Source organism: Pseudoblastomonas aquimaris (assembly GCF_035481675.1).
Lineage (GTDB): Bacteria > Pseudomonadota > Alphaproteobacteria > Sphingomonadales > Sphingomonadaceae > Alteriqipengyuania_B.
The window spans coordinates 1,691,174-1,714,397 of the sequence record NZ_JAYJJW010000001.1 but is presented as its reverse complement, the minus strand read 5'-3'; the positions used below and the strand labels follow the sequence as shown (position 1 = coordinate 1,714,397).

Below are 23,224 nucleotides of genomic sequence, written 5' to 3'. Positions count from 1 at the left end.
GCTATCGGTCCGTGGGTCTCGTGTCTGTGGTTCTCACCACAGCAGGTGGGCGCTCCCCGCCGCAGGTGCAAGCGGAGTCTGGGCCCGGATCATAGCACAGATCCGACTGGCGTTTTCAGTCGGCGTCGTCGGATGCATTCCAGTACATGAGGCCGCCCCCTTCTGCGCGCCCGAAGATGTCGCGCACAGGTTCGAAATATCCACCTGCCGCGGCGATGGGGCACGCGGCCAAGTCGCCGGAATCGCTGCCGCCCGTTCGTCCGACCCGGCAATGCGTCACCGCACCCGTATTATCGAACCTGAGGATAAGGCGGAGAGTGGAAGGCGCCTTGTCCGGCGCAATCGAGCCGGCAGAGCGCAGGCGGGCACGGAACAGTTCTTCCTGACCTTCGGCGAAGCGCGCATTGCGGTATCCCTCAGCTGCCGGGCCGACCGCGCGCAGGTCATCACCGTCGGCGAAGACGAGCAGCGGGACCGCAGGCGTGCGTCGCCCGGTCGGTTCGGGCCATGTGGGGGCCAGCGTTTCCAGCACGAAAGCGCAGGCGCGCCGGGCCAGGGGATTGCGGATGTCCTCGGCCGACGGATCGCATCGGGTTTCTCCCCGGGCTTCGTAGGCGACCACCCCGACGGCATCGTCCGCAGGCTGTGCACTGTCGGTGCCATGGCGGGGCTCGACGCGCCATTGCGGCTGTGCGTAATGGTAGTTCATCCACCCACCGTGCGGCGGAAATGCGGCCGGCAACAGCGGCGGAGGCGGCGCAGGAACGGCCAGCGCCAGTCCGGGATCGCGGGTAAACAAGGGCCGCCGCGCCTGCCCCTCATCGACCCGGAGAGGGTGGCGCTGGAAATAATAGGCGTAGCTACCGGTGACCTTGTCGCCGTCCGCCTCGATAGCGGGCCGGAAGGCTTCACCGGCCAATGCGGCGCACATCGCTTCTTCGGATACGGGGAGCCGCGCGCTGTCGGAGAGGCGGCATCGGGCGACCGCTCCTTTCTCATCTATCTCGAGATAGACTGTCCCTGACCGCCAGTCGTCGGGGGAAGCCGAGTGCGCAGCGATCAATTCGGTCAGTCCGGATGCCGTGTCCATGATATCGCGGATAGCGACCGGCTGGCGGTAGGGCGGTTCCTCCCCGCGAGGGGTGTATCCATAGGAGGACACGAAGATCTGCAAATCCTGCTGTCCGCCCGCACCGTCCATGCGCGGCGCTTCCTGCGCGTTCGCCAGTCCACCCGGGGTAAACGCAAGCACTGCTGCCAGCGCCACAAGATATCTAACCATTGCTTGCCATCTCCGACCCTGAACGCGCATTTGCTCCCAAAGGGATTGCGCCGTCAACGGTTGCAGCAACCCCTCGCCTGCCATAGAGCCTGCCGCGCAATCCTCACTTGCGGAGCCGCACCATGCGCATCGCCTTTCCCGCCCTTTTCGCAACACTCGCCTGCGCCGCCATGCCGGCCCTGGCGCAAGAGACATCCATGGACGAACAGACCACCGCCCCCACCGCGCCCCCCGTTGCGGAGCAGCGCGCGCACAGCTTCACCCGCCACGGCGTGACGATCGAGGACCCGTACGACTGGCTGTACGACAAATCCTATCCCGAGATCGACGATGCCGACGTGCTCGAATACGTGAAGGCGGAAAACGCCTGGTTCGAAGCCCGCATGGCCCCGCGCGAGGCGCTGGTCGAGGAACTGTTCGAGGAGATGCGGGCGCGCATCAAGGAAGACGACAGCTCCGTGCCCCAGAAGGACGGAGACTGGCTTTACTGGTCGACGTTCGAGGAAGGCGCCGAATACCGCAAGCACTGGCGCCGCCCGGTCGGCGCAGCGAATGACGGCAGCGCCGACGTCCTGATCCTCGACGAGAACGCCCTTGCCGAAGGAAAGGGATATTTCCGCCTCGGGTCTACCTCCGTCAGCGAGGACGGCAATTTCCTCGCCTATAGTTTCGACGACAACGGCTCCGAACGCTTCACCGCGCGGATCAAGGACCTGCGCACCGGCGAATTGCTGGACGACGTGATCCCCGAAACCCTGTCCGGGCTGACCTGGGTCGCGAACGACACGGCGCTCGTTTACGGCAAGGCCAACGCCAACTGGCGCGTCGACAACGCGCGGCTCCACCGCATAGGTACGCCGGTGGAACAGGATGTCGAGCTTTACCGCGAGGAAGACGAAGGCTTCCGCGTCGGGGCGGGGCTGTCCAGCAACCGCGAATGGCTGGTGATCGGCACCGGCGACAACGAGACGAGCGAGGTCCGCTTCGTTTCGGCCGCCGATCCCACGGGCGAGCAGGTGCTGGTCCGCCCGCGTCAGAAGGGCACCGAATACTCGGTCGATATGAAGGGCGACACGCTCTACATCCACACCAACGATACGCATGTGAACTTCCGCCTCGCCAGTGCGAGCATCGGTGCCCCGGGCGAATGGACCGAAGTGCTGGCGGGATCGGATGAATTCTACCTCACAGACGTCGACCTGTTCCAGGGCTTCATGGTCACCGAAGGCCGTCTCGGCGGGCTCGACCAGGTGCAGATCCGCCGATACGAGAACCCCGGCGAAGCGATGCCCATCGCCTTTCCCGAAGCGAGCTACACCGCCGGCCTGTCGAACAATCCCGAATGGGACCAGGACGTGCTGCGCCTGTCGTACCAAAGCATGGTCACGCCCGGCACAGTGTTCGATTACCACCTCACCGACGGGCGGCTCGAAACGCTGAAGGTGCAGGAAATCCCGAGCGGCTACGACCGTGAGCTCTACGTGACGGAACGATTGGAGATCGAGGCGCGCGACGGCATGATGGTTCCGGTGAGCTTGGTCTACCGCAAGGACCGGCCCGAGGGGCCGGGACCGCTCCACCTCTATGCGTACGGCGCATACGGGTATGCCGTGCCGCCGGGCTTTTCGACATCGCGCCTCAGCCTGGTCGATCGCGGCTTCGTTTATGCCATCGCCCACATCCGCGGCGGGGACGACCTCGGTCGTAACTGGTACCTGCAGGGCAAGCTGATGGAGCGGGTGAACACGTTTACCGACTTCGTCGATGTGGCCCGCGGCCTTGCGGACCGCGGCTATACCGAAGCGGGCAAGATCAGCATTTCCGGCGGCAGCGCCGGGGGCGAGCTGATGGGCGTGGTTGCCAACACCGATCCCGAACTGTGGGGCGCGGTGGTGGCGCATGTGCCTTTCGTCGACGTGCTCAACACCATGCTGAACGAGGAACTGCCGCTGACGCCGGGCGAATGGCCCGAGTGGGGCAACCCCATCACCGACAAGGCGGCGTTCGACTACATCCGCAGCTACAGCCCCTACGACAACGTGACCGCGCAGGATTATGCCCCAATGCTGGTCACCGCCGGGCTGAACGATCCGCGCGTCACCTACTGGGAGCCGGCGAAGTGGGTCGCCCGCCTTCGTGCGACGAAGACGGACGACAACGAACTGCTGCTGAAGACCAACATGGGCGCCGGCCACGGCGGCAAGTCGGGCCGCTTCCAGAGCCTTTACGAAACGGCGGAGGAATTCGCCTTCATCCTGTGGCAGCTCGGTTTGGAAGATTGAAAGGTTTGCCCGGCATGACGCTGCGACGAATTGGGGGCCTCTGACATGCGCAAATTGCTGCTCGTGCTGTTCATCCTGGTGGTGGTCGTCGGCGCCTGGTGGTGGGAAAGCCCCGTCATGGCGCTGAAGAACCTGCGCGATGCGGCGCAGGATCGCGATGCGGCCGAACTGTCGCGCTCCATCGACCTGCCCGCCTTCCGCGCCTCGCTGAAGAACGAGCTGGGCGAGATGGTAGACAAGGAAGCCGCCGGCAACCCGATCGCGGGCGTCGCCGGGCGCGTCGCGGTGGACCGGGCGGTTGACCAGCTGATCACGGCCGACGGGATCGCCGCCGCCATGGCGGACGAGCCGCGCGACCCGCTGTTGCGCAACATCGCCGGCGCGCTGGGCGCGGTGGCCACGCAGCAGCAAAACGTCGAGAATTTCGATATCGACCGGGGCTTCAACACCTTCACCGTCTCGCGCATTAACGGGGAGGGCGCGGCGCTCGCAACGCTGATCTTCCACCGCGAAGGTCTGGGCTGGAAGCTGTCCGGCATCGACGTTCCGTGAGCAACAGCCACACGCGCAGCTTCACCGCGCAGGCAGGGCACATCGACGTCAACGGCCACGTCAACAACGCGGTCTGGCTGCAATGGGTGCAGGACATCGCGACCGAACACTGGTTCGCCGCAGCCGCGCCCGAATTCCGCGACGATTACGTCTGGTTCGTGACGCGGCACGAAATCGACTATCGCGGCAATGTGGGCCTGGGCGAGACGGTGGAGGCGACGACCTGGATCCCCGACCCGCCGCGCGGCGCACGGTTCGACCGCGCCGTGACCTTTCGCGATGCGGCGGGCAAGGTGCTGGTCGACGTGCGCAGTACCTGGGCGATGATCGAAAAGGAAAGCGGGCGGCTGGTCCGGATCAGGCCCGAAGTCGCCGCGCCGTTCTTCCCAGAAGACAAGGCCCGAAGACCAGGCCCGACAGCTGGGCCCGAAGACTAGGCTAGGATATCCTCGACCGGGCGATAGTCGTAGCCGAGCTCGCTCGCCACGGCTTCGTAGGTCACTTCGCCCTTGTGGACATTGAGGCCCGCAGCGAGGTGCGGGTCCGCCAGCAGCGCTGCCTTCCAGCCGTCGCGCGCGATGCGCATGGCGTGCGGCAGGGTCACGTTGTTGAGCGCATAGGTGCTGGTGCGCGCCACCGCGCCCGGCATGTTGGCGACGCAATAATGCACGATGTCGTCCACGACGTAGGTCGGGTCGGCATGGGTCGTCGGCTTGGAAGTCTCGAAACAGCCGCCCTGGTCGATCGCAACGTCGACCAGCACGGCGCCCGGCTTCATCAGGCCGAGCATTTCGCGCGTGACTAGCTTGGGTGCCGCCGCGCCGGGGATCAGCACCGCACCGATGACGAGGTCGGCCTGCCGGATCGCGTCTTCGAGGTTGGTCTTGTTGCTGAAGCGGGTGGACGCGCGCGCTTCGAAGAAAGTGCCGACCTTTTCCAGAACTTCTGGGTCGCGGTCGAGGATTTCGACATCGCCGCCGAGGCCCACGGCCATCTGCGCCGCGTTGAAGCCGACGACGCCGCCGCCGATCACGACGACCTTGGCCGGCAGCACGCCCGGCACGCCGCCGATCAACACGCCGCGCCCGCCATGCGCCTTTTCGAGCGCGCTCGCGCCCGCCTGGATGCTCATGCGGCCGGCCACCTGGCTCATCGGGGTGAGCAGCGGCAGCCGCCCACGCGGGCCGGTCACGGTTTCATAGGCGATCGCGGTCACGCCGCTTTCGACCAGGTCCTTCGTCTGCTCCGGATCGGGAGCGAGGTGGAGGTAGGTGTAGAGGATCTGCCCTTCGCGCAGCTTGGCCCGTTCGACCGCCTGCGGTTCCTTGACCTTCACCACCATTTCGCATTCGGCGAAGATCGGATCCGGCCCGTCGACGATGGAGGCACCCGCATCGCGATATTCCGCGTCGGTCGCCCCGATGCCGAGGCCCGCGCCGCTTTCGATCCACACCTCGTTGCCGCGGCTGGCGAGCTCGCGCGCGCTTTCCGGCGTCAGGCCGACGCGGTATTCGTGGTTCTTGATTTCTTTCGGGCAGCCGATCCGCATGGCGCTCTCCAACGGCGATTTCGATTGGAGAGGCCGTTACGGTTGAAACCAGTTGCCCGCAACCTCAATCGAATTCGCCCAGCAGCGCCATCGCCCCGCGCAGGCCCTGCAGCGTGGTGTTCTGGATTTCGATGCCGGGGTGGGCGTTTACCTCGATAACCATCGGCCCGTGGTTCTTGTCGTGGACGATGTCGACACCGCAGTACCCCAGCCCGATGGCGGGGCCGGAACGGCCGGCGATGTCGAGCACCTTGTCCCAGTGCGGCACCTGGAAACCGATCAGATTGGCGCCGGTATCGGGATGGTGGGTCAGCACTTTCGTCCCTTGCTTGGCGCGAAAGAGGATGCCCGTGTCCAGCGCCACGCCCGCGCCGATCCCGCCCTGGTGCAGGTTGGCCTTGCCGTCTGACTCGTTGGTGGGAAACCGCATCATCGCCATGATCGGTTCGTCCTTCAGGCAGATCACGCGCATGTCCGGCAGCCCGTCGTCGACCAGTGCGGCGATGGTCGGGTCGGCGATGATCAGCGGCTCGATCAGCGCCGCATCCTGCGGCTCGCTGTCGCCGGAAAACTGCCCGTCGACCACTTTCTGGACGTGGTTGTAGACGTCCGCCGGGGTCATTTCCTTGCCCGATCCCTTCAGCCAGTTGCGCCCTTTCTTGCCCACGGCCAGCAGGATACCGTCGCCCTGCGATCCACGTGCGGGCTTGATCGCCCACGCCGGCGGCAGGACCTTTTCGGGGTCGAAATTACCGAGTTCCCCATAGCTGGAGATAACGGCTATCGTACCGGTGGTGGCGATGCCGCGTTCGACCAGGGCCACTTTCGCGGCGACCTTGTCGCGGGCCCGCTCGATCGCTTGGCGGCCGTTGTATTTCGCGATTATCGCGTTCCGCAAGTTGATCCCCAGAATCTGGTCCGGTTGACGCACTTTCGGCGCCGGCCGCTTCAGGAGCGCCGACGCCGTTATTGACGAGGAGGTCTGCGATGTTGCCGGGCGGCTCTCCTCCGCCCGGGTCGAGCCCGGTGTTTTCCGTCCCAGGATCCTGTCCCGAAGCGAGCGGATTGGCGTTGGCATTGGCATTGCGTCTTCCTTCCAGCCAGATAGGTGCGAAGCGGATGAGTTCGGACAGCCTCAGGCCGCGGTATCGGCCGAGGACTGCGATCGCGACCGCCATGAAGGCGGGCATGAGCAGCGGTGAGAAATTGATGACCGCGAGGGCCACGGGCGAAACCATCACATAGGTGATGATCAGCGAGACGAGGAACGTGCTGCCGGCGTGCCAGACGGAAGGCCACCAGCCGTCCTTCTCCCACGTCTTGCGCCAGCGTTCGACCACCAGCGCGCACACGACGACGGGGAATGCGTCGACCTGCAGGTTCCGGTCGAGGATGGTCTGCAGCGCGACGAGAATGAGAACCACGAGCGAGATCAGCACGCCGAGGAAACCGACGCGGGTCATCCGCAATTTGAGCAGGGCGGGGGCCATCAGCATCCCGGCAAGCACCGAGGTGCCGAGCACCACGGGGCCGAACACGGGGCCGATCTGCAGGAAGGCGAGGGCAATCAGCATCGGCGTGAACAGGCCGAACGCCTTCACGCCCACGAAGCTGCGGGCCAGCACCACCAGGAAGGCGCCGACCGGCAGGACCATCAGCAGGTTGGAAGGCTTCAGGCCCCAGACGGCCTGCGAAACGGCGATCCCGCCGAGCGCGGACGGCATGTCCGTCCAGCGCGAGGTATTCCAGAAACCGAGTACGACGAGCGCGAGCAACGCCCCGCCGACCGCACAGCCGATGTAGAACGGCCGGCGGACTTGGGGCGTCGCCCGCGCAATAATGCGCTTAAGGAGTTGGGCTTTCTTAGAAAACATATCCCGCGGCAATGGTCAGGCGGTAGCCTGCGCGGTCACGGCGTTCGTCGTTGGAATCGATGAAGATGGCCTTGGCCTCGGCCTCGATGCGCCACTGGCCGGGCCACCACAGCAGCTCGACTTCTGGGGCGATGCGGAAATCGCTGCGCACCTCGCCATCGTCGCCCGTACGGCCGCCGAAGCGGGTGTGGATCGCTTCCACCCCCGGCCGCACCCGCAGGTCGTGGTTGAGCGGGCGAGTGTAGCTGACCGCGCCGGACTGGCGCGAATAGCGGCGGAACGCATCGTCCGACGCGATGCTCTCTGCGCGCAGGTCTGCCGCGAAGTAGTGATAACGACCCAGCCGGTGGCGGTATTCCGCATCGACACGGGGGCCACGGCCGGTGGTGGCGAAAGCGTCAGGTCCGTCTTCCGGGGAAGGATCGTATTCCCGCTCGCGCCAGCTTGCCGACAGGCGGAAGCGGTGGGCGCGTTCGGGTTCGTAGGTGAACCGCACGAGGCCGGACGTTTCGTCCGTGTCGTTCGCTTCGGCGGTGATGAAATCGTCGTAGCGGCGGGCCTGCAGCCGGATTTCCCAGTCGCTGTCCAGTTCCTGGTCCAGCGTGGCGGTGAAGCGGTCGCGCTGGTAGCTGCTGCGACCCTCGCCCAGCCGGTCGACGTAGATCCGGTCGGCCTCGAGCTGGAAGGTGGTGGTGTCGCTGGCGAGCTCGGCGCCTGCCTGCAGGCGCAGCGTCACCGCATCGCCATCGACCACGATCTGCTCCTCGCGGTCGCCGCTCTCGGCGCTGACGAAGCCGAGTTCGACCCGGCCGTAGGGATCGAAGCGCCATCGCGCGTCATCCTGGGCCGCGGCTGACGGTGGAAGCACCAGGCCGAAAATGAGGGAACAAAGCGCGAAAATCCCTTTCACGCGGGCGCGGGTGTGTATTCTGCGTTCCATGCAGGGAATTCTACGGAGCGCCGCGTAAAGAATTTGCTAACCACGCCCGGCAACCACGAGCGCTAACCAGCGCTTTCCAGCTGGACCAAGCGGTTAGGGGACCAAGGCAAGTCCGGGCTCAGTGGTCGCGTTAGGGGGAATCGTTAACGGTTGGCCGGGGCCCGTGCGCCCGCGTCGCGCGTGAGGCGCACCTACGCGGGGGCGCGTCGCGCGCGGGGAGCTGCCGGGAAAACTTAGTCTATATTACAAGACATTACCGTCACGGTCGCGATAGACTTCGCGCTTGCCGACGTGGTTGGCGGGGCCGACCAGCCCCTCCTCCTCCATCCGCTCGACCCATTTCGCGGCGGTGTTGTATCCCACTTTCATCTGCCGCTGGATCCAGCTGGCGGACGCTTTCTGGCTCTCGAAAACGATCTGGCAGGCGGCGCGATATTTTCTTTCCGCCGGGTCGTCGCTTGCGGTCAAATCGTCCTCGAAACCGAATCCGCCGTCTTCCGGCTCCTCGGTCACGCTGTCGATGTATTCGGGGCTGCCCTGGCCGCGCCAGTGGTTGGCAACGTCCTCGACCTCCTCGTCGGACACGAACGGGCCGTGCACGCGCTTGATCGGATCGGTGTTCGGCTTGAACAGCATGTCGCCCTTGCCGAGCAGCTGTTCGGCGCCCTGTTCGCCCAGGATCGTGCGGCTGTCGATGCGGCTGGTGACGTGGAAGCTGATCCGGGTCGGCAGGTTGGCCTTGATGACGCCGGTGATGACGTCCACCGAGGGGCGCTGCGTGGCCATGATCAGGTGGATGCCGGCGGCGCGCGATTTCTGGCTAAGCCGTTGAATCAGAACCTCGATATCCTTGCCGACGGTGACCATCAAATCGGCCAGTTCGTCCACGATCAGCACGATCTGCGGCAGGACTTCGTAATCGAGCTGTTCCTCCTCGAAAATCTCCTCACCGGTCTCCGGATCGAAGCCGGTCTGGACCCGCCGGCCGAGCGGTTTGCCCTTGGCGATCGCGGCCTTCACCCGCTCGTTGAAACCGTTGAGATTGCGCGCGCCGATGCTCGACATCATGCGATAGCGCCGCTCCATTTCCTCGACCGCCCATTTGAGCGCGCGGACCGACTTCTGCGGCTCCGTCACCACCTGACTGAGGAGGTGGGGGATATCGTCGTAACTCTTCAGTTCCAGCACCTTGGGATCGATCAGGATCAGGCGCAATTCGGCGGGGGTGAAGCGGTACAGCAGGCTCAGCAGGATGGCGTTGAGGCCGACCGACTTGCCCGAACCGGTGGTACCGGCCACCAGCAGGTGGGGCATGGCGGCAAGGTCGGCGACGATCGGCTCGCCGGCGATATCCTTGCCCAGGATGATCGGCAGGCCGCCCTTGTGCCCGGCGAAGGCTTCCGACGCGATCAGTTCCTTGAAGCTGACCATCTGGCGCTTCGCATTGGGCAGTTCGATACCCATCACCGTCTTGCCGGGAATGGGTGAGACGCGAGCTGACACCGCGCTCATGTTGCGGGCGATGTCTTCGGCCAGGCCGATCACGCGGCTGGCCTTGATGCCGGGGGCGGGCTCCAGCTCGTACATCGTCACCACCGGGCCGGTGCGCACGGCGGTGATTTCGCCTTTCACGTTGAAATCGTCGAGCACGTTTTCGAGCAGGCGGGCGTTGCGTTCCAGCGCCAGCTTGTCGATCTTCGGCGCGGAATCCTCGGCCGCGTCGGCGAGCAGGTCCAGGCTCGGCAGCTGGACGTCGGCGAACAGGTCTTTCTGCTGTGTTTTCCGTACCTTGGCGCGTTGGGGCGGGGCGGTGGGATCGGTGATCTCGGGCGGTCGGCGCGGCGGCGCGTCGGCGACCACAGGCGGGTCCTCGCTCGGCCCGGGCTCGGCGAATTTGGCGCGGGTGGCGGGGATGATGTCGCGCGCGGCGCCGGGGATCGCGCGCGGGCGGCGCAGCAGCAGCGGCAGCGTGAGGAGCTTTGCCCAGTCGAGCGCGAAAACGCGGCCCGCAACGAACGCTCCGCCGGCCAGCGTCAGCAATGCGGCAAGGCCGATGATCCAGCCCGAAGCGGTATCCCCCGCAAGCCCTGCCAGCCCGCGCACCGCGCCCGCGCCGAGCAGGCCGGTCAGCCCGCCCATCGAGGCCGGCAGCGTGCCGCCGGGGCCGGTAAACATCAGGGAAAGCGCGGTGGAGAGCAGCGCCATGCCGCCCACCAGCTTGCCCACCGTGCGCCACCACTTGCCCGCGACCGGGCCGGTGTCCTCGTTACCGGAATCGAGCCACAGCTTGCGGGCAAAGGCATAAAGCAGCGGCAGCAGCAGGACGGCCGGCACGCCGAACAGCAAGAGGGCGCGCTCGGATGCCCACGCGCCTGCGATGCCCATCCAGTTGCGTACATCGTCGCCCGATGCCGCGGTCGATCCGCTGGGATCCGTCTGCGTATAGCTGGCGAGCGCGAGGCCGAGGAACAGCATCGCCAGCACCAAGGCGCCGGCCCCTGCCATCTGCCCGGCGCGGCGCAGCGACGCGCGGAATGCGGCGCGCCAGTCCGCCTGGGCACTGCGGGTCATTACGCGGGTCGCCATGATAATTTCGTCCTCGTCCTAAGCGGGCGCCATTTGAGTCCTTGCGGGACTCGCCGTCAAGTGCGCCGTTGGGCTCGCAGGCCGTCTGCCAGCCCGTCGATCGCGCCCCAGCGCGGCCAGCCGAGCACTTGCGCGCGCTCCGCCGTCATGCCGCCAAGCGCGATGACCGGGACGAGCGACTGCTGCGCCAGCACCGCGAACCCCATCGGGCCAAGCGCACCGGCGCCGGGGTGGGAGCGGGTGGGAAAGACGGGGGAGAGGAAGACGCCGTCGACCCCGGCAGCGTTGGCTGCCTGCAATTCGGCGCCGTCATGCGCGGCGGCGAGGCGCAGGTGGCCGGCGGCAGGCTGGAGCGCTGCGGAGCCGTAAACGCCGTCCGCGCCCCACTCGCGCGCTGTCTCGACGTCTCCGGACAGGACGACGCGATGGCGATGCGACCGCGCCAAACTAGCCAAATGGGTAAAGCGATCTCGCCGTTTTTCACCATCGAGGTGATAGTGGCGGAAGACGAATCCGGACGCTTCGGGCAGGTTTGCGAAGGCTTGTTCGATCCCGGCATCGTTGCGCTCGTCCGAGAGCAGCCAGAGCAGCGGCAGGGGTTCCGGTGCAGGCGCTGGTGCAGGGGAGGGGTTCCGCATCGTCACGCGGACGCTATAGCGCCTTTGCCATGGCCGACACACGAGAGAATTCCCCGCTCGAAACCGTTCGCGCGAACATCGCCGCCAAGTGCCGGATCGCCCGGCGCGCGCCCGAAGACGTTACGCTCGTCGCGATCAGCAAGACCCATCCGGCAGGCGCGATCGAGCCGCTCCTCCAGCAGGGCCAGCGCCATTTCGGCGAGAACCGCGTACAGGAGGCGCAAGGCAAATGGCCCGCGTTGCGCGAGGCCTATCCCGATGCGGTGCTGCACATGGTCGGCCAGCTGCAGTCCAACAAGGCGGAGGACGCGGTGGCGACTTTCGATGTGATCCATTCGCTCGACCGGCCAAGCCTGCTGAAAGCACTGGCCAAGGCGATGGACAAGGCCGCCCGCCAAGTGCCGTGTTTCGTGCAGGTCGACGTGGGCCAAGAGCCGCAGAAGGGCGGCTGCGCGGTGCAGGCGCTCCCAGGCTTCCTCGCCAAGGCGCGCGAGATGGACGTGCCGGTCGCCGGCCTCATGTGTCTGCCCCCAGCCGACATCGAACCCGCCCCCTTTTTCGCGCTGCTGCACAAGCTGGCGAAAGACAATGGCGTGGAAGGCCTCAGCATGGGCATGAGCGGCGACTACGAAACCGCCGTAATGCTTGGCGCTACCCACGTCCGCGTCGGCAGCGCGTTGTTCGGGGAGCGGGGGTGAAAACCATGATTGCCACTGCAATCGCATTCATGGTGCAGGTGCCTCAGGCTCCCGTCGCTGCTGGCCCGCTGGAAAGTATTCATGCGGTTATCGACGCCGCCAGTGCCTGCGGTATTCGAGCGCTTCGCTTGGAATTACATGGCTCCCACGCGATTGGCGAAGCGCGAGTGTTTTTCGCCTCGACGCCGTCGGATGCAGCCAAGGAATGCCTGGAGGGCTGGATAACGGCGAACGGAGTGAGGCTCGAACTCTTGCCCCGGTGGTACGGTGACGATTTTACCTCAACCAAGCCGATGCCCGATTAGCTTGCTCAGGCTGAGCGGAGGAAGTGAGTCCGGAGCAAAACCTCCCGCCCCGAAACCCAGCCTCAAGCCGCTTCGATCTCGCGCTGCAATTCGTCGCTGGCGGCTTCCAGCAGGCGCGCCTCGACGGCTTTCATCCGGTCGGGCGCGACCACCTTTCCGCCCGTCAGGTCGGTGACGTAAAAGATGTCGACCGCGCGTTCGCCGTAGTGGGTGATGTGGGCGGAATGGACCACCAGCTGGCTTTCGAACAGCGAGCGGGCCAGCCGGTTTAGCAGGGCGGGCCGGTCGCGGGCGGATACCTCGATCACGGTGAAGCGGCTCGATGCGCGGTTGTCAAAGGCGACCGCGGGGCGCACGTCGAAATGGCCGGCGCGGGTGCGGGGTAGCGGGCGCTTGGCGAGGCCCTGTACCAGCTCGCCGCGATTGGCGATGGCATCGCGGATCGATTGCTCCAGCCGTTCCGGCTGCGCGGCTTCCGCAAACGGCCGTCCGACCGGGTCCTGCACCAGGAAGTTGTCGACCGCCTTGCCGTTCGTAGTGGTGTGGATGCGTGCGTCGATGATGTTGCCACCGGCGAGGTGGATGCCGCCCGCGATCCGAAAGAACAGGCCGGGGTGGTCGTCGGCGATGATGGTGACCAGCGTCGCGCCGCGATCTTCCACGAACTCGGTGTGGACCGACAGCATGTGGTCCATTTCTTCCGCCGCGCGGTATTGCACCAGGTTGCGCGCGGCGATGTCCTCGGGCTCGGCGATCCAGTAGCTGTCGGTGAAGAGGTCGGCGATGGCATCGTAATCGACCGCGTCATCGGCAATGAGTTCGCGCACGGTACGGCGCTTCATCGCCACGGTTTCCGCGCGCCCGCGGCTCTTGTGGCCCAGCCGCAGCTGTTCCTCGGCCAGTTCGTACAGCTGGCCGATCAGCTGGCGCTTCCAGTCGTTCCACGTGCCGGGGCCGACGGCGCGGATGTCCACCACGGTCAGGATCATCAGCAGCCGCAGGCGTTCCAGGGTGCGCACTTCGGCCACGAAATCGCTGACGGTCTTGGAATCTGACAAGTCGCGCTTCTGCGCCGTGCGGCTCATCAGCAAATGCTCGCGCACCAGCCATGCGACCAGCTCCGTCTCGCCCTCGTCTAGGCCGAAGCGGGGGCACAATTCCTCTGCCACCTCGCCGCCGAGCACCGAGTGGTCCCCGCCTCGGCCCTTGGCGATATCGTGCAGCAGCACCGCGACATAGAGCACGCGGCGATGGGCGAGCTGCGGCATCAGGGCGGTGGAGCGCGGGTGGTCCTCCACCAGCTCGCCGCGCTCGATCCGGCTGAGCAGGCCGATGGCGCGGATCGTGTGCTCGTCCACCGTGTAGTGGTGGTACATGTCGAATTGCATCTGCGCCTCGACCTTGCCGAAATCGGGCACGAAACGGCCGAACACGCCCGCCTCGTTCATCCAGCGCAGCACCGCTTCGGGATCGTTGCGGCCGGCCAACAGCTTGAGGAACAGCGCGTTCGCTCGTGCATCTTCGCGTACGTCGCGGGTGATCAGCTTCATGTCACGCCGGGCCTGCCGCATCGTGTCGGGATGGACTTCCAGCGCGTGCTCCTCGGCCAGCTGGAAGATCTCGACCAGCCGCACCGGATCGTCCCTGAACCAGCCGTCGGTGGGCGCGGAAATCTTGCCGCCGAACACCTCGTAGCCCTTGAGCTCGCGCGGGCGCGGGCGGAACGTGGCGAGCAGGCCCCGCCGCGCGGTTTTCTTCGCGAACTGTTCGTCCAACTGGCTGAGGAACACGCCCGTCAGGCTGCCGACCCGCTTCGCCTGCAGGAAATAGAACTGCATGAAGCGTTCGACCGCGCTCTTGCCCGGCCGGTCGGCATAGCGCATCCGCTTCGCCACCTCGCGCTGGAGGTCGAAGGTCAGGCGGTCTTCGGCGCGGCCGGTGATGGTGTGGAGATGCGCGCGCACCGCCAGCAGGAACCGTTCCGCCCGGCGGAAGGCGCGGTATTCGGTCTGGGTAAAAAGCCCCTTCTCGACCAGCTCGGCGGCGTTTTCCACGCGGTGGATATATTTGCCGATCCAGTAGAGGGCCTGCAGGTCGCGAAGCCCGCCTTTGCCTTCCTTCACATTGGGTTCGACGACGTAGCGGCTGTCGCCCATGCGCTTGTGCCGGGCGTTGCGCTCTTCCAGTTTCTCCGCGACGAACTGCTTCTCGCTGCCGGAGACCACTTCCGCCCAGAACCGGGCAGAGGCCGCATCGTAGAGGTCGCGGTCGCCCCACAGGTAGCGCCCTTCGAGCAGCGCGGTACGGATGGTGAGGTCTTCCTTCGCCATGCGGATGACATCATCGAGCGAGCGGCTGGAATGGCCGACCTTCAGGCCAAGGTCCCACAGGAAATAAAGCAGCGCCTCGATCACCTGTTCGCACCACGCGGTCTGCTTGCCGGGGGTGACGAAGGCGATGTCGACATCGGATTGCGGCGCCATCTCCTCGCGCCCGTAGCCTCCGACGGCGATCAGGGCGATCCGCTCCCCGCTGGAACGGTTGGCGTTGGGATAGACGTCGGTGACGATGTGATCGTGCAGAACGCGGATGATCTGGTCGACCAGGAAGGTCTGGCCTGCCGCGATCTCGTGCCCCGCGTTGGGGCTGTCGGCAAGGCGGCGCGCGAGTTCCTCGCGCCCCTCGTCGAGCGCCGAGCGGGCAAGCTTCACCACCTCCTGCCGCGGCGCTCCCTCGGCGGCGAGGGCGGCGATCCGGCTGGCAAGCTGGCGGCGATCGATGATCGCCCGCTGGTCGGGAATTCGGATCGCCGTCAAGCCGTCACCCGGCCGCGAGTTCGGCGGTGTATTGCTCGCGTAGCAGCTTGCGGTCGATCTTCGCGGTGCCGAGGCGCGGCAGCGGGCCGTCGGCCTTCCACAGCAATTCGGGCACCTTGAAGCGGGCGATATGCTCGGCCACGAAGGCGCGCAATTCGTCCTCTGTCAGGCTGCTGCCTTCGACCGGCAGCCATACCGCGGCGGGCACTTCCCCCAGCCGTTCGTCCGGCACGCCGAAGACGGAGCATTCGGAAATTTCCTCGTGCGCGTAGATCGCCTGTTCGACTTCGAGGCAGGAGATGTTCTCGCCGCCGCGGATGATGATGTCCTTCTTGCGGTCGACGATGTAGAGATAGTTCTCTTCGTCCAGATAGCCGAGGTCGCCGGTGCGGAAGTACCCGTCTTCCATGATCGCGGCCTTCGTCGCCTCGTCGTTGTCCCAGTAGCCGAGGAAGTTGGCGATGGTGCGGATCGACACTTCTCCGATTTCGCCCTGCGGCAGGCACTGGCCATCGTCGTCCAGGATGCCGATGTCGACCAGCGGGCGGCTGGGCGTGCCGGTGGAGCCAGGCTTGGCGAGGTAGTTCTCGTTGAAATTGCCGCAGCCAACGCCGTTGGTTTCGGTGAGGCCGTAGCCGAGCAGCGGGAAGCCTTCCGGGAATGCTTCCTTGATGCGGGTGACATGTTCGACCGGGCGCGGCGCGCCGCCGGCGGCGAAGCTCTGGCAGGCGGACAGGTCGTAATTCGCGCGGTCGGGATGGGTGGCGATTTCATAGCTCATCAGCGGGACGCCGACGAAATAAGTCACCTCTTCGTCCTCCATCGCCTTCATCGCGGCGACGGGATCCCACTTCGGGATCAGCACCAGCTTGCGGCCCAGGGCGAAGCTCTGCAGGAACAGCGGCACTTCGCCGGTGACGTGGAACAGCGGCACGGCCACCAGCGCGCAGGGCTGGCGCGTCGGCGCCTCGCCCTTGGCAGTGAGGTAGCCCAATGCCATGGCGCTTTGCGCGACATAGCTCATCGTGCCCTGCACCACGCCGCGGTGGTCGGAATATGCGCCCTTGGACTGGCCGGTGGAACCCGAGGTGTAGAGGATGGTGGCGAGGTCGTCCGGCCCCATTTCGGGCAGTGCTTCGGGCTCGCCCGCATTGGTCACCAGGTTCGACAATCCGTCCTGCCAGCTGCAGTCGTGGTCCATCAGCACGATCTTCGCGCCGTGGTCGAACCCTTCGAGCCGTTTCGCCCGCTGCTCGTCTGCCAGCAACAGCGAGCAATCGGCCAGCGCGATACCGTCGCGCAGTTCCTCGCCCGACCACCAGCCGTTGAGCAGAGTGGCGCAGCCGCCCGCCATCAGCGATGCCATGTAGGCGACGATCCAGTTGGCGGAATTGCGCGCGGCGATGCCGATGCGGTCGCCCTTCTTCACCCCGTGCGTCGCGATCAGGCCGGCGGCGACCGCGCGGGCGGCCATGTAGGTTTCACCGAAGGTCAGGCGGATGTCGCCATCGACAAGGAACGTCTTGTCCTTGTGTTCGCCCATGCAGAAATAGCCGAAGTAATGCGGCAGGCTGGGCGGAGCGTTCACGAAGATCGGCAATTCGCGCCCGAACCGTTCGATGGTGCCGACTTCGAAAGGACCCCCCTGGTCGAGCAGGTGGTCCATGACGGTATTGAGGGCGACATCGAGCTCGGTCTTCATCCGCATTCTCTCCAGTTTGATTCGTTTTTTACCATCTAGGGCGGCGCGCGGGGTTTTACCAATCCCCTCCCTATGGCAAAGGCCGCGAAATACAGGCGCGGCGGGCCATTCCGTGCGCGCGGGAGGATTGCCCTGGTGCTGGAATTGATGGCCGCCGCAGCCAACGAACCGATCTATTGGTCGGAGCTTGGCCTCAAGCCCGGGATAAATCTCGGGTCATTCATGCTTGGCGAATACCAGTTCGGACCATTCGTCCTGCGCTATTACTCGCTGGCCTACCTGCTCGGTATTCTGTTCGCCTACTGGCACGTGTCGAAGCAGATCAAGGCGCCTGGCGCGCCGATGGGGCAGACCCATGTCGACGACCTGTTCTTCTATTGCACGCTGGGCGTGATCTTCGGCGGTCGGCTCGGCTACGCGATGTTCTACGACCAGAGCCTGTTCACGACATTCGAAGAAGAGGGCTTGATCAAATATCGCCTGCTGCGATTGTGGGATGGGGGGATGAGCTTCCACGGCGGGCTGATGGGCGTTCTGCTGGCGATCGGCTGGGTGTGCTGGCGCGCCGGCCTCAACTTCATCCGCGTGTGCGATTACATCGCCGTGTCGGTGCCGGTCGGCATGTTCCTCGGCCGGATGGCGAACTTCATCAACGGCGAGCTGTGGGGCCGCACCACCGACGTGCCGTGGGCCATGGTTTTCCCCGGCGCGGGCCCGATGCCGCGCCATCCCAGCCAGCTTTACGAGGCCTTGCTGGAAGGCCTGATCCTCGCCATCGTGCTGATCTATTTGTTCTGGCGCACCCGCGCACGGTTCAAGCCCGGCCTGCTCGTCGGCCTGTTCACCCTCGGCATCGCGGCAGGGCGCTTCACGGTCGAATTCTTCCGCCAGCCGGACGAACAATTGACCGAATTCGCCATGCGCACCGGCCTGTCGATGGGCCAGTGGCTCACCATCCCGCTGATGATCGCCGGTCTCGCGCTGGTGCTCTACGCCATCCGCAGACCGGAGCTTGCCAGCGGGGAGGCGATGAAAGCGAAAGCGGAAAAGGCCTGAGGCGGTGTCGTTCGACGACGGGCTGACCACGGCGGAGCGGTTCCACCGCATCATCGCCCACAGCGGCCCGATCTCGATCGCGCATTTCATGGGCGAATCGAACGCCCGCTATTACGACAGCCGCGATCCCTTCGGCAGCGCGGGCGATTTCATCACCGCGCCCGAAATCAGCCAGATGTTCGGCGAACTCATCGGCCTGTGGCTGGCCGACATCTGGATCCGCGCCGGGCGGACCGAGCCGGTCCACTATGTGGAACTTGGCCCCGGACGCGGCACGCTGGCGAAAGATGCGCTGAAAGCCATGGCGCGCTACGGGCTGGAGCCTGCCGTCCACCTCGTCGAAGGGTCGCAGGAATTGCGGGACATCCAGCAGGCCAATGTGCCGCGGGCGCGCTGGCACAACGACCTGTCGAGCGTGCCGTTCGACGGGCCGCTCCTGCTGGTCGCCAACGAATTCCTCGATGCGCTGCCCGTCCGCCAGCTGGTGAAAACCGCACACGGCTGGCGCGAGGTCATGGTGGCGAGCGACGGCGAAACCTTCTCCCTCGTCGCGGGCGAGCAGCCGATGGAAGGCGCGGTGCCCGAAGCGCGGCGGCAGGCGGAGGAAGGCACGGTGCTGGAAACCAGCCCCGGTGCGGCGGCGACGGTATTCGAAACCGCCGGCCGCCTGACCGAGCAGGGCGGCGCGGCGCTGTTCATCGATTACGGCCACAGCGAGCCACGCACCGGCTCCACCCTGCAGGCGATCCGCGCGCACGAAAAGGTCGATCCCTTCGCCATGCCGGGGGAGGCGGACCTGACCGCACATGTCGATTTCCACCAGCTCGCCCAGATCGCCCAAAGCCGCGATGCGAAGTGGCTTGGCACGACGACGCAGGGCCGCTTCCTTTCTGCGCTCGGGATAGACGCGCGGGCCAAGGCGCTCGGCGACTATGCGCCGCAACATGCCGAGGCGCTGCAAGCGGCGAAGGAGCGGCTGGTCGGGCCCGACCAGATGGGCGACCTGTTCAAGGTGATGGCGCTGACCGATCCGGCCTGGCCGGACGGTGCCGGGTTCTAGGCGGGTCCTGGAGCCCGATCTGCTGCGCCAGCATCGCCGCCGCTTCGGCCGGGGTGCGCTTGTCCTCCTCCCGGTCGACCGCGAAATTGGCCTCGCGCATCGCTTCGACGTCGATTGCGCCGATGAGCGGGCGCAATGCGTTGAGCAGGCGCGCATCCTGTGCACGGGTTGGGGCGACCATCAGCAGCGCATCGTAATTGGGCAGCGCCTCGCGCGGGTCCTCCAACACGACCAGCCGGTCCGCCGCGATCCGCCCGTCGGATGTGTATGCGCTGATCGCGTCCGCCTCTCCCGAGCGCAGCGCGTTGTACATGAAGGTGGGCGAGAAATTGCGCAGCCCGGCGAAATCGAAGCCATAGGCATCGCGCACCGCGATCCATTCGGGCCGCTCGAAGAATTCGGGATCGCCGCCGACGACAAGCTGCGGCGATGCCCGGGCGAGATCGTCCAGCGTGGCGATGTCCAGCGCCGCCGCACGGTCGGCGCGCATCGCGAACGCATAGGCGTTTTCGAACCCCAGCCGGCCCAGTACCAGCGTGCCGCTCGTCTCGCGCTCCCACTCGGTGATCGCCTCGTACATCGCATCGCGGCCCGGATTGTCCTCGCGCCCCAGCTGGTTGGTCCACAGCGTGCCGGTGTAATCGATGGCGATGTCGATCTGCCCGCTGGTGAGCGCGTTGTGGACCACAGCGGAACCGAGCCCGTCGCGGTATTCCACGGCGTATCCCGCCTCTTCCAGCTGCGCGCCGATCAGCCGGGCGAGGATATATTGCTCGCTGAACTGCTTGGCGCCGATCACGATCGTGTCCTCGTCCTCGCCCGCCCAGTCGACCTGGCTGGCGAAGGCGGCGGCAACGCCCAGCAGCACGGCGATCATCCCGCCCAGCCACAGCGTGCGGTTGCGGGCAGCGAAGCCCCGCTCGACGAGGCCGAGCAGCGCGTCGGCCACCAGCGCCAGCGCCGCGCTGGCGATGCAGCCCGCCAGCACCAGCACCCAGTTCTGCGTCTGCAACCCGGCGAAGATGGGGTCGCCCAAGCTCGGCTGCCCGATGGTGGTGGCCAGCGTCGCCGCGCCGATGGTCCACACCGCCGCCGTGCGGATGCCTGCCATTACGAACGGCGCGGCGAGCGGCGCTTCGACCAGCCGCAGCCGCTGCCAGCGGGTCATTCCGACGCCGTCCGCCGCCTGCAGCACGCCGGGGTCGAGATTGGCCTGCGCTGTCACCGCGTTGCGCAGGATCGGCAGCAACGCATAGAGCGAAAGGGCGAGCAGCGCGGGCAGGAAGCCCAAGGTCGGCAGCCCTTCGCCGAACACGGCGCGCAGCGACAGCAGGATCGGAAAGAACAGCGCCAGCAGGGCCAGCGCGGGTATTGTCTGGACGAGGCTGGCGAAACCCAGCGCAAGGCGGCTGACCGTTTCCGAACGGCTGGCCCATACCGCCAGCGGCAGGGCCACCGCGATGCCGAGCGCGATGGCAGCCGCCGACAGCACGACATGGGCAGCCAGCTTGTCGCCGAGCCCGAAAAGGGCGGGGCCGAGGCCGCTCACCGCTCCAGCTCCGCCAGCCGCTCTGCCTGGTGTCGCGGCACTGCGACCAGGCCTTGCGCCACTGCTCCGCCGCCCCCTGCCAGCAGCGACCGCGGCGTTTCGTCGGCCACGATTTCCCCAGCGTCCATCACCAGCACGCGGTCCGCCAGCAGCAGCGCTTCGGCCATGTCGTGAGTGACCATCACGGTGGTGAGGCCCAGCCGTTCGTGCAGGGCGCGCACCCGGTCTCCCAGCGCGTCGCGCGTGACGGGATCGAGCGCGCCGAAGGGTTCGTCCATCAGCAGCAGCTCCGGCCCGCCCGCCAGCGCGCGTGCCACGCCGACGCGCTGCTGCTGCCCGCCGGACAATTCGGACGGCAGGCGATCCGCCATCGCGGAGTCGAGGTCGACCAGCTCCAGCAGTTCGGCGATGCGGCCCGCATCGGCAGGTTCGCCCGCCAGCCGGGGACCGATGCCGATGTTCTCCGCCACGCTCATGTGCGGGAACAGGCCGATCTTCTGGAACACGTAGCCGATCCGGCGGCGCAGCGCGGCCAGGGGGACCGCGGCGACATCCTCACCGGCGAAACGCACTGTCCCGGCAGTCGGTTCGACCAGCCGGTTGACGGTCTTCAGCAAGGTCGACTTGCCCGAACCCGACGCGCCCACCAGCGCGGTGAAACTGCCGCGCTCGACCGACAGGTCGATGCCGCCGAGCGCCGCGATGTCGCCATACGACTTCGAAACTGAGTCGAATTTCAGGATTGCCCGGCCCGCCATGGGGCCATGCTAGCCCGTGATGGCGTCCACCGGAACCGTCAGTTCCACAGTCATGCCGCCATCGGCCCAGCGCCGTTCGATCAACCCGCGCAATTGCCCTTCCACGCTCATGGTCAGCAGGCGCGACCCGAAGCCGGCTTCCGCGTCCTCCGGCTGGGGCACATCGCTTTCCCGCCAGCGGAGGAGCAGCGCCCCGTCCTGCTCGGCGATGGAGAGCGACACGTCTCCTTGCTGGCGCGACAGGACACCGTATTTCGCGCTGTTCGTCGCCAGTTCGTGAAAGACCAGCGCCAGCGGCGTCGCCGCGCGCGAACCCACGGGCACATCGTCGCCCGATATGACCACCCGCGGCTGCCCGTCGTCGGTGTAGGGGGCGAAGATGCCTTCCAGCAGGCTCTTCAGGCTGGCCCCGTTCACGATGCCTTCGGGCCGCACGATGTCGTGCGCCTTGCCCAGCGCGCGGATCTTGCCCGTCAGTTCGCTGGCGAATTCCGAATGGTCCGGCAGCTTGCGCGCCGACAGGGCGATCAGGCCGGAGATGACGGCGAAGATGTTCTTGATGCGGTGCGAAAGCTCGTTCGCCAGCAACTCGCGCGCTTCGTGCACCTTGTGCGCATCGTCGATGTCGAAAATCGTGCCGACCCAGCGGACGCTGCCATCCTCGATCGGCAGCGGAACCGCGCGGGAAACCATCCAGCGCCAGCTGCCGTCGGCCATCCGCAGGCGGAACTGGTCGTCGTTCTGTTCCCCGCGTTCGATCGCATCGAGGAAATTCTGGCGCGCGGCCGGCCAGTCATCCTTGTGGATGACCTCCGCCCAGTCGTCGATACCGCGCGGGCTCTCCCGCCCCACGAATTCGCTGTAGCGCGCGTTGAAGTAATCGAAATCGAGGTCGGCATCGGCCGACCAGGCGATACCGGGCACCGAATCGAGGATTTGCCGCAGCCGCTTTTCACGGCGTTGGTAGGATGCCTGCGACAATCGCTCCAGCCGGTTGGCGAGCAGGCGGCGCATGACCGAACCGCCCAGCACCGCCAGCCCTTCGCGCTGGAAATCCGTCAGCCCGCCGGGGCGGGGTTTCGTGTCGATGATGCACAGCGCTCCGATGGGTGCGCCCTCGGTCGAAACCAGCGGATGGCCGGCGTAGAAGCGGATGCCTGGCTGGCCGGTGACGAGCGGATTGTCGCTGAAGCGCTCATCCTCCGCCGCGTCGGGGATTTCGAGCGGTTCGGCGCCGAGCATGGCATGCGCGCAAAAGCTGGTCGGCCGCGGGGTCTCGCGCTCGTCGATGCCCTCGGTCGCGAGGAAGCGCTGGCGTTCCTTTTCCACCACGGTGACCAGCGCGATGGGCGCATCGCACAACTTGGCGGCGAAGCGGGCGACCCGCTCCAGCTCGCCATCGTCCTGCAGCTGGTCGAGGCCGTACTGGGCTAGCACCTGGGCACGGCTATCCTCGCCGCACATGGCAGCGTCCGGTGCGGCACCGATGGGCCAGGGTATGAAATCAGGCTTCTTCATGTCCTTCGGCGCAGCCGTATAGGCGAATTTCTTCCTGAATTCCAAAAGCTTTGCGTGTC

19 protein-coding genes are annotated in these 23,224 nt (G+C 66.3%); 7 read left to right on the top strand and 12 right to left on the bottom strand.

The window, feature by feature from the left end; genetic code table 11:
* Window positions 1-115: 115 nt before the first annotated feature.
* Window positions 116-1,282: a hypothetical protein gene (locus VCJ71_RS08515; RefSeq protein ID WP_324640492.1), complete on the bottom strand. Its 1,167-nt coding sequence runs from the start codon at window positions 1,280-1,282 to the stop codon at window positions 116-118.
* A gap of 197 nt (window positions 1,283-1,479) precedes the next feature.
* Here VCJ71_RS08515 and VCJ71_RS08510 point away from each other — a divergent pair, with 197 nt between their 5' ends.
* Genes VCJ71_RS08510 through VCJ71_RS08500 form a run of 3 tightly spaced genes read left to right on the top strand, consistent with a single transcriptional unit; the run spans window position 1,480 to window position 4,553 of the window.
* Window positions 1,480-3,564, top strand: coding sequence for a S9 family peptidase (locus VCJ71_RS08510; RefSeq protein WP_324640490.1), 2,085 nt, complete (start codon window positions 1,480-1,482; stop codon window positions 3,562-3,564).
* A gap of 45 nt (window positions 3,565-3,609) precedes the next feature.
* Window positions 3,610-4,116, top strand: coding sequence for a DUF2939 domain-containing protein (locus VCJ71_RS08505; protein ID WP_324640488.1), 507 nt, complete (start codon window positions 3,610-3,612; stop codon window positions 4,114-4,116).
* A complete protein-coding gene (locus VCJ71_RS08500) occupies window positions 4,113-4,553 on the top strand; it encodes an acyl-CoA thioesterase (protein ID WP_324640486.1) in 441 nt (146 codons plus the stop codon). Before VCJ71_RS08505 ends, VCJ71_RS08500 begins: the two co-directional genes overlap by 4 nt.
* Here VCJ71_RS08500 and ald read toward each other — a convergent pair.
* The 6 genes from ald to VCJ71_RS08470 form a co-directional block, all read right to left on the bottom strand.
* Window positions 4,550-5,665, bottom strand: a complete 1,116-nt coding sequence (gene ald, locus VCJ71_RS08495; protein ID WP_324640485.1) for an alanine dehydrogenase — start codon at window positions 5,663-5,665, stop codon at window positions 4,550-4,552. The genes VCJ71_RS08500 and ald overlap by 4 nt on opposite strands.
* Window positions 5,666-5,729: 64 nt before the next feature.
* Window positions 5,730-6,521, bottom strand: coding sequence for a sugar-transfer associated ATP-grasp domain-containing protein (locus tag VCJ71_RS08490; RefSeq protein ID WP_324640908.1), 792 nt, complete (start codon window positions 6,519-6,521; stop codon window positions 5,730-5,732).
* Window positions 6,415-7,539 carry a 7TM domain-containing protein gene (locus VCJ71_RS08485; protein ID WP_324640483.1) on the bottom strand — a complete coding sequence of 375 codons (1,125 nt, stop codon included), beginning with the start codon at window positions 7,537-7,539 and terminating at the stop codon, window positions 6,415-6,417. The genes VCJ71_RS08490 and VCJ71_RS08485 overlap by 107 nt, the downstream gene beginning before the upstream one ends.
* Complete coding sequence (locus tag VCJ71_RS08480; protein ID WP_324640481.1) at window positions 7,529-8,449, bottom strand: TonB-dependent receptor; 921 nt, start codon at window positions 8,447-8,449, stop codon at window positions 7,529-7,531. Before VCJ71_RS08480 ends, VCJ71_RS08485 begins: the two co-directional genes overlap by 11 nt.
* A gap of 273 nt (window positions 8,450-8,722) precedes the next feature.
* Window positions 8,723-11,065 carry an FtsK/SpoIIIE family DNA translocase gene (locus VCJ71_RS08475; protein ID WP_324640479.1) on the bottom strand — a complete coding sequence of 781 codons (2,343 nt, stop codon included), beginning with the start codon at window positions 11,063-11,065 and terminating at the stop codon, window positions 8,723-8,725.
* A gap of 56 nt (window positions 11,066-11,121) precedes the next feature.
* Window positions 11,122-11,703 carry a thiamine phosphate synthase gene (locus VCJ71_RS08470; RefSeq protein ID WP_324640907.1) on the bottom strand — a complete coding sequence of 194 codons (582 nt, stop codon included), beginning with the start codon at window positions 11,701-11,703 and terminating at the stop codon, window positions 11,122-11,124.
* 29 nt (window positions 11,704-11,732) lie between these two features.
* Here VCJ71_RS08470 and VCJ71_RS08465 point away from each other — a divergent pair, with 29 nt between their 5' ends.
* On the top strand, window positions 11,733-12,401 hold the full coding sequence (locus tag VCJ71_RS08465; protein WP_324640477.1) for a YggS family pyridoxal phosphate-dependent enzyme: 669 nt from the start codon (window positions 11,733-11,735) through the stop codon (window positions 12,399-12,401).
* Entirely contained in the window at window positions 12,398-12,706 is a 309-nt protein-coding gene (locus VCJ71_RS08460) for a hypothetical protein (protein ID WP_324640475.1), read from the top strand. The genes VCJ71_RS08465 and VCJ71_RS08460 overlap by 4 nt, the downstream gene beginning before the upstream one ends.
* A gap of 62 nt (window positions 12,707-12,768) precedes the next feature.
* Here VCJ71_RS08460 and VCJ71_RS08455 read toward each other — a convergent pair whose 3' ends face one another.
* Together VCJ71_RS08455 and VCJ71_RS08450 are read right to left on the bottom strand one after the other, a co-directional pair.
* On the bottom strand, window positions 12,769-15,522 hold the full coding sequence (locus tag VCJ71_RS08455) for a [protein-PII] uridylyltransferase (RefSeq protein WP_324640474.1): 2,754 nt from the start codon (window positions 15,520-15,522) through the stop codon (window positions 12,769-12,771).
* A gap of 4 nt (window positions 15,523-15,526) precedes the next feature.
* Entirely contained in the window at window positions 15,527-17,224 is a 1,698-nt protein-coding gene (locus VCJ71_RS08450) for a class I adenylate-forming enzyme family protein (protein ID WP_324640472.1), read from the bottom strand.
* 135 nt (window positions 17,225-17,359) lie between these two features.
* Between VCJ71_RS08450 and lgt the strand changes: the two genes are divergently transcribed.
* Both lgt and VCJ71_RS08440 read left to right on the top strand, forming a co-directional pair.
* A complete protein-coding gene (gene lgt / locus VCJ71_RS08445; protein WP_324640471.1) occupies window positions 17,360-18,280 on the top strand; it encodes a prolipoprotein diacylglyceryl transferase in 921 nt (306 codons plus the stop codon).
* Window positions 18,281-18,284: 4 nt separating this feature from the next.
* Window positions 18,285-19,340 carry a class I SAM-dependent methyltransferase gene (locus VCJ71_RS08440; RefSeq protein WP_324640469.1) on the top strand — a complete coding sequence of 352 codons (1,056 nt, stop codon included), beginning with the start codon at window positions 18,285-18,287 and terminating at the stop codon, window positions 19,338-19,340.
* Here the strand turns inward: VCJ71_RS08440 and VCJ71_RS08435 are convergent.
* From VCJ71_RS08435 to VCJ71_RS08425, 3 genes are read right to left on the bottom strand one after another with little or no spacing between them, the layout of a single operon-like run.
* Window positions 19,288-20,889, bottom strand: coding sequence for a glycine betaine ABC transporter substrate-binding protein (locus VCJ71_RS08435; RefSeq protein WP_324640468.1), 1,602 nt, complete (start codon window positions 20,887-20,889; stop codon window positions 19,288-19,290). The two genes, VCJ71_RS08440 and VCJ71_RS08435, sit on opposite strands and share 53 nt — an antisense overlap.
* Window positions 20,886-21,647: an ATP-binding cassette domain-containing protein gene (locus VCJ71_RS08430; RefSeq protein ID WP_324640465.1), complete on the bottom strand. Its 762-nt coding sequence runs from the start codon at window positions 21,645-21,647 to the stop codon at window positions 20,886-20,888. The genes VCJ71_RS08435 and VCJ71_RS08430 overlap by 4 nt, the downstream gene beginning before the upstream one ends.
* A gap of 9 nt (window positions 21,648-21,656) precedes the next feature.
* The gene (locus VCJ71_RS08425; protein ID WP_324640464.1) at window positions 21,657-23,210 is read right to left on the bottom strand and encodes a sensor histidine kinase; all 1,554 of its coding nucleotides are present in this window, start codon (window positions 23,208-23,210) and stop codon (window positions 21,657-21,659) included.
* Window positions 23,211-23,224: the final 14 nt, after the last annotated feature.